Source organism: bacterium, from assembly GCA_024226335.1.
Taxonomy (GTDB): domain Bacteria; phylum Myxococcota_A; class UBA9160; order SZUA-336; family SZUA-336; genus JAAELY01.
Map to the genome: position 1 here is coordinate 1 of JAAELY010000225.1, position 5,012 is coordinate 5,012.

A 5,012-nucleotide genomic window follows, 5' to 3' on the forward strand; every position below is an offset into this window, starting at 1 on the left:
CCAGCCGATTCGAGAGGACTATAGCTCGCCGAGCGCGGTCGGATATCGATCGTGATCATCTCGGCTCTGTGCGACGATTCCGAGTTCTTCAGAGATAGCGTGCCTTAAAAGCGTAGAAAAGGCGCCTGATCCCCGGCCGGCGCGGGCCCCAATCGATGGTGGTTGTCTAAGCTCGGGCACCAAGCGACGGGACGGTGACCGGCAATGCCGCCGACACGCGCTCCCGTGCGAGTGGAGGACGTATGTCCCGTACTCGTGTTGTGTCCTTCGTCTTAGTGCTAGCGCTGCTTGGCAGCGTAGCGCTCACTGTCTTCGCGGCCGGCCCGAACGTGGTCCCGAATGGCGTTACCGCCCCACCTGAGGAGGGTATCGCTGCTTGGCTCCTGGAGGCTTGGACTTGGCTGCGTAACGTCCTGGACACGACAGGGCTGAACGTGACGCCTCACAGCTGATCGAGCGGCCGGGGCGCGGGGGATCGATGTCTCCCTCGCGCCCCTTTGTCAGGTAGTATGGCCAAGCGAGCGGATGATCTGCACACAGGATGAGGTAAGGTACGGCATGGTCGATCTCGATCTCCTCGAAGAGCTGTCTCTCCCCGATGATCTTGGACTCCTTGCCCAGGAAACGCGACTCTGGACGCCAGCGGTGTGCGGAGCATTACTGCTGAAGTCGGACGAGATCGGCTTCCTTGATCCACAGGGGGGTCTCGAGGTTGCGCGAGAGACGGTGCGGATGGTCGACAACATCGCCGGCTCGTATGTGCGGGGAGCGGAGAAGACGCTGTTGAAGAGCCGTGCATTCGCAGTCCTCGGCAGTAGGCTTCGAGGCACCGCAAGACTCAAGGAGTCAGATCTCGCATACACGCTGGCCTGCGGGCTGAGTTGGGGCGCTCCACCGTTAGACGTGGCCGACTTATTGCGCCGACGGGGCTTGTTGCGGGTGAATCAGCGCCAGTTCAAGAAGGCGCGGATGCTGGAGAATCGGGCACTGTATATCTGCCGTAGGGAGGCAGACGAGCACCTGGCCGGGTGTGTGCTCTTGGCTAGAGGGGATACGTACTTCGAGGATCACAGATCGAGAGAAGCGATCCGAGACTACGCAGCCGCAGCGCACATGATCGACCCGAAGCGATGCTTCATCTCGCATTACGGCGCGGTGCATAACCTCAGCGCGGCACTCGTCAGGAATGCGGCGAGCGCGGAAGAAATCGCGGCTGCGGTCGAGCAGATCCAGCAGGCCAAAGAGATCGGCTTCAAAGAGGACACGCTACCGGGTCTCGCTCTTGTCTGGCTGGAGGGATCGCTTCTAGAAAAGATCGACCACGAAGACGAAGCAGAAGCCGCCTACCGGACGGCCGGCGACGGCCTGGTGGCGATCGGCGCCCCATACGAAGTGGCGTTGGTGCGTCTTGACCTGGCGGCGCTCTTATGCCGACAGGGAAGGTTCGAGGAACTGGTCGAGGTGGCTGCGGAGATGTTTCCGCTATTCGCGACGTTCCGAGCGAACCGAGAAGTGATGACGGGCCTACGGCTCTTCCACAGCGCCGCAGTCGATCGGCAGGTAACGCTTGAGCTGATCTCCAAAGTCCGAGCGATGATTCAGCGAGCAGCCCGCAAAGTGGACTGATATGCCCACAGCGGCGACTCAACCGTCGCCGCTTTCCTCATCGTCGTCCGTAGGATCGTCGATAGTCTCTAGAATCCGCACAGCCTGTTCGGGTGATCGAGTGTAGTCCTGGAGCAGACGCTCAAGGTCATGGCGCAGGGCGGGGCTGCTGCGGACATCGTCAGAGACGTCCTCAGCGAGATCCTCGCCGGTGGCCTCCTCCTCAGGCGGCATGTCGAAGAAAAGCCTGACAGCAGTGCGCACGAGCTCGGTCTGACTCGTCTCCTGCTCATATGCCGCCTTCCGGAGCACATGCACCTCGTCCGGATGGAACCAGAAGGTCTTCTTGATGAGACCGCGTGGCGAGACGGTGGTCTTGCCCCGGCCCGGTTTCTTCCTCGGCATCGGAAGGATTCTACCTGAAACTGCGTATGGCGTGCCTGCTATGCGGCACCGCTTCATCTGTGCTATAAGTATTGCGTGCCATACATCATGACAACCGGCGCATATGGCGGCGCAACGCACAGACTCTCCTCGCTCCTAGCCATGTCGGCTGATCCGTACCTTGTTGCCACGAGCCTGCTCCAGCAGCTGTTACCTGTGGCCGAGGAGATCTGCACTCTCTTCGATGACCGACTGGCAGATCTGGAAGCAGTCGCGAGACGCCAGGGGGAATCGCTTGACGAGAAGACGACAGGGACGTTCCAGAGCCTGTGGGACGACTCGGCGACGTTTGTGGAGTTTCTCTACGAGGTCGAGTTCGGCAGGCTGTTCAGCGAAGAGGCTCGGGAAGCCTACGGTCCTCCAGGAGTTCCACTCTTGGCCTTTGTGCTTGTGAAGATCGCGCTCGAGATCGACTGGCGCCGAGCGGCGCTATGAGGTTGAGGCTATGACTGGAATCAGCCGTGAGCCGACTGACCTGCATTCTGCTCTCCAGCAGCGGTGTCAGCTACGGTCTTCTGGCCGCGACGACACACCGCCAGGAGAAGACTCGTCGTCCTCATTGGCCTCGTCAGGCATCCCGAAGTACCGGCGAACGGCGGTGCGTACGAGTTCGGCTTGGCTGATCTCCTGCTCGTACGCAGCCTTCCGGAGCACACGAACCTCCTCTGGATGGAACCAGAAGGACTTCTTGATCAGACCGCCCGGAGAGACCGTGGTCCTGCCGGGCTTTCGCTTGGCCATTGGCGAAGTGTATCGGATTCGACACCGAGAAGCTCTTGTTCGCCCTCGGAGTGAAGATCACCACTGGCAGCAACGACTGCCGTACTACGGAGGATCCGCAGATGACAACACGGAAGCATGAGATCTCGGAGGATCTCTTGACCCTCGAAGAGGTGGCCCTCCTGGTCGACGGTGGCGACCAAGTCCCGCCGGAGACCGCACGCCATCTCGGTCCTGTGATCCGGACTGACCCGCGTTTCAGCAAGCACGTTGAGATCGCCGAGGCCATGGCCCGGGATGCGGCGATCAAGCGGGGTACCGATGACCGCCTGGCAGACGGCGTTTCCGCCAACGCAGACTTCGACCGCCTGACAGCGTGCGATGAATGGTCCGATCCAGCCGAAATTCTCGACCCCAGCGGAGAACGCGGAATCCCCTTCGCGCCATTGATTCATATCGCGCAGGCTCGCCTGCAGCAGACCGAAGACCGGAATCAACTCCAAGCAGTTCTCGAGAAACTGCGTCGAGCTGAGTTCTTCGACAAACTCCGGCAGGAGGTAGCGCAGCTGAATACGGAGCTGGAAGTTCTCGACCGCCCGACGACGCGACTCCTGGACTCGACCTTGAAGAAGATCGAGGTCTTGCTGAGCAGGTTCCGGCAGGCAGCACAAGAGCTGAATTCATGAGCACGAAGATGCCGAAACCAAAGACGCCGCAGGAGATTCGGGATCTCCTGCTCACTGATCCCACAGAGACTATGGATCAGCACCTACTCGCACTTATTCTGGCCCGAGGCAGTGCCCGGCGCCGCCCGGGACAGCGAAGAAAGAGCTGGTCTACCGTCGCCCTTGCCGCAGATCTCTATAAAGCGGCCGGTGGGCTGATCGAGCTTGTCGAGCGAACATATGGCAGTGCGATCGACCTGACGCAGTTTGGTATAGGGGAATCCATCGGAGCGCGTCTGATAGCGAGCATGGACCTCGCACGGCGTTGGCGACATGGTTTCAAGGACGAGGGAGACAGCAGTATCTCTACCGATGACATGACCGAACTTCGAGAGATGGTCTTTCTGCGCAGAGGCGAGCATTCGGAATCTGAACTGATGGCCGTTGTCGTCGGCCTTACCTATCCGGACCAGGAGAGCACGATACATCTACTTGAGGAGTTCGGCAGTCCGCAGGATTTGATGACATCGTTGGCGCTCGACATGCTTGAACCATTCAGGAAGGACAACGTCCTGCATCTGCGGCTTCCCAAGACACAGGCCGCGATTGAGTTCGGATCGTTCTGCCGCCTCTTTGCCGCCGTAAAGCTGGCACATCGCTATCGCGCTCAAACCGGCCCGAAACCCACAGCTCTGAAGCCGGGTATGTTCGGCTTGAAATCTACCCAACTGGTGCAACTCCTGGATCCGGCCAGCCCATTGGATTCCGAGCTGCGTGAGGGTATGATCGAAGTGCTGCGCTCTCATCCCCAGCTTGCAGAGGACTTCGCGAAACTCGATGGTCTTGCCGGCGATGCTCAGACCAGTGATTACGAGAAGGCCATCAAACTGCATCAGATGTTCGCGGAACTCCGCACGCGCCGAACGTGGTCGCATCCCTCGGAAGTTCTTGGTGAGAAGATCCCGTATGGTGCCCTGCTGGCGATTGCCGAGGCGAGAATCGAGCGGGCTTCCAGGAGACCTGTGCGGCTCTTGAAGATCAAGGAGTTATTAGAACAAGCGGAACAGGGCGCGGCTGATCAACCAATCGAGAGCTTTGTAGAAGCTCTGGTGAGATTGAAGCTTTCGAGATCATCAGCGGAAAGGGCAATCAAGAAAGCGAGGCGACGCTATCTTGAGAGCGGTAGAGAGCAAGGGGGAGGAGCGTAGTTAGCTGCTTGTCACAAGCTCGATTGCCGAGGGCGGCCGGGAGGTGTTCTTGCAAGCCGGTCGTCAGCTCCTCGGCGAAGTGGCCGGCCTGGGCCGCGGTGGTGATCGCGGCGATCCATACAGCCGACCGCACCGCCGTCGCGTCCGCGGAGACACCGCCCCGTGTGATCGTCAGCCACCACGCGGCGACGGCCATGACCGTCAGCTCGAGGACGCCAATTAAAGTGCCGGCCGAATCGGCAGAGGCGGCAGCCGATAGAGTTCATCACGCCTGCTGGGCGTGACCTCGTCCTCAACAGTTCCGCTCCGCGGCTTCCGTGTAGCTCTCTCGGCCATCCAGAGGCCGAGAGTCCGTCTCAGCTCTCCAGGA

6 protein-coding genes are annotated in these 5,012 nt (G+C 60.3%); 4 read left to right on the forward strand and 2 right to left on the reverse strand.

Annotated features, from left to right (window positions below):
• The first annotated feature begins 525 nt into the window (after nucleotides 1-525).
• Entirely contained in the window at nucleotides 526-1,626 is a 1,101-nt protein-coding gene (locus tag GY725_10875; GenBank protein MCP4004689.1) for a hypothetical protein, read from the forward strand.
• Between the two features lie 18 nt (nucleotides 1,627-1,644).
• Here GY725_10875 and GY725_10880 read toward each other — a convergent pair whose 3' ends face one another.
• Complete coding sequence (locus GY725_10880; GenBank protein MCP4004690.1) at nucleotides 1,645-2,010, reverse strand: hypothetical protein; 366 nt, start codon at nucleotides 2,008-2,010, stop codon at nucleotides 1,645-1,647.
• Nucleotides 2,011-2,085: 75 nt separating this feature from the next.
• Here GY725_10880 and GY725_10885 point away from each other — a divergent pair, with 75 nt between their 5' ends.
• Nucleotides 2,086-2,484, forward strand: a complete 399-nt coding sequence (locus GY725_10885; protein MCP4004691.1) for a hypothetical protein — start codon at nucleotides 2,086-2,088, stop codon at nucleotides 2,482-2,484.
• A gap of 66 nt (nucleotides 2,485-2,550) precedes the next feature.
• On the opposite strand, the gene GY725_10890 is transcribed toward GY725_10885, so the two are convergent.
• Nucleotides 2,551-2,790 (reverse strand): hypothetical protein, encoded by a 240-nt coding sequence (locus tag GY725_10890; protein MCP4004692.1) that lies wholly within the window; start codon nucleotides 2,788-2,790, stop codon nucleotides 2,551-2,553.
• A 101-nt stretch (nucleotides 2,791-2,891) separates the two neighbouring features.
• Here GY725_10890 and GY725_10895 point away from each other — a divergent pair, with 101 nt between their 5' ends.
• Together GY725_10895 and GY725_10900 are read left to right on the forward strand one after the other, a co-directional pair.
• Nucleotides 2,892-3,455: a hypothetical protein gene (locus GY725_10895; protein ID MCP4004693.1), complete on the forward strand. Its 564-nt coding sequence runs from the start codon at nucleotides 2,892-2,894 to the stop codon at nucleotides 3,453-3,455.
• Nucleotides 3,456-3,742: 287 nt separating this feature from the next.
• Nucleotides 3,743-4,642, forward strand: a complete 900-nt coding sequence (locus GY725_10900) for a hypothetical protein (protein ID MCP4004694.1) — start codon at nucleotides 3,743-3,745, stop codon at nucleotides 4,640-4,642.
• The last annotated feature ends 370 nt before the right edge of the window (nucleotides 4,643-5,012 follow it).

Excerpts from the sequence above, each read along its gene's own strand:
- GY725_10875 (MCP4004689.1), top strand. The coding sequence starts at position 526 with ATGATCTGCACACAGGATGAGGTAAGGTACGGCATGGTCGATCTCGAT.
- GY725_10880 (MCP4004690.1), bottom strand. The coding sequence starts at position 2,010 with ATGCCGAGGAAGAAACCGGGCCGGGGCAAGACCACCGTCTCGCCACGC.
- GY725_10890 (MCP4004692.1), bottom strand. The coding sequence starts at position 2,790 with ATGGCCAAGCGAAAGCCCGGCAGGACCACGGTCTCTCCGGGCGGTCTG.
- GY725_10895 (MCP4004693.1), top strand. The coding sequence starts at position 2,892 with ATGACAACACGGAAGCATGAGATCTCGGAGGATCTCTTGACCCTCGAA.
- GY725_10900 (MCP4004694.1), top strand. The coding sequence starts at position 3,743 with ATGGACCTCGCACGGCGTTGGCGACATGGTTTCAAGGACGAGGGAGAC.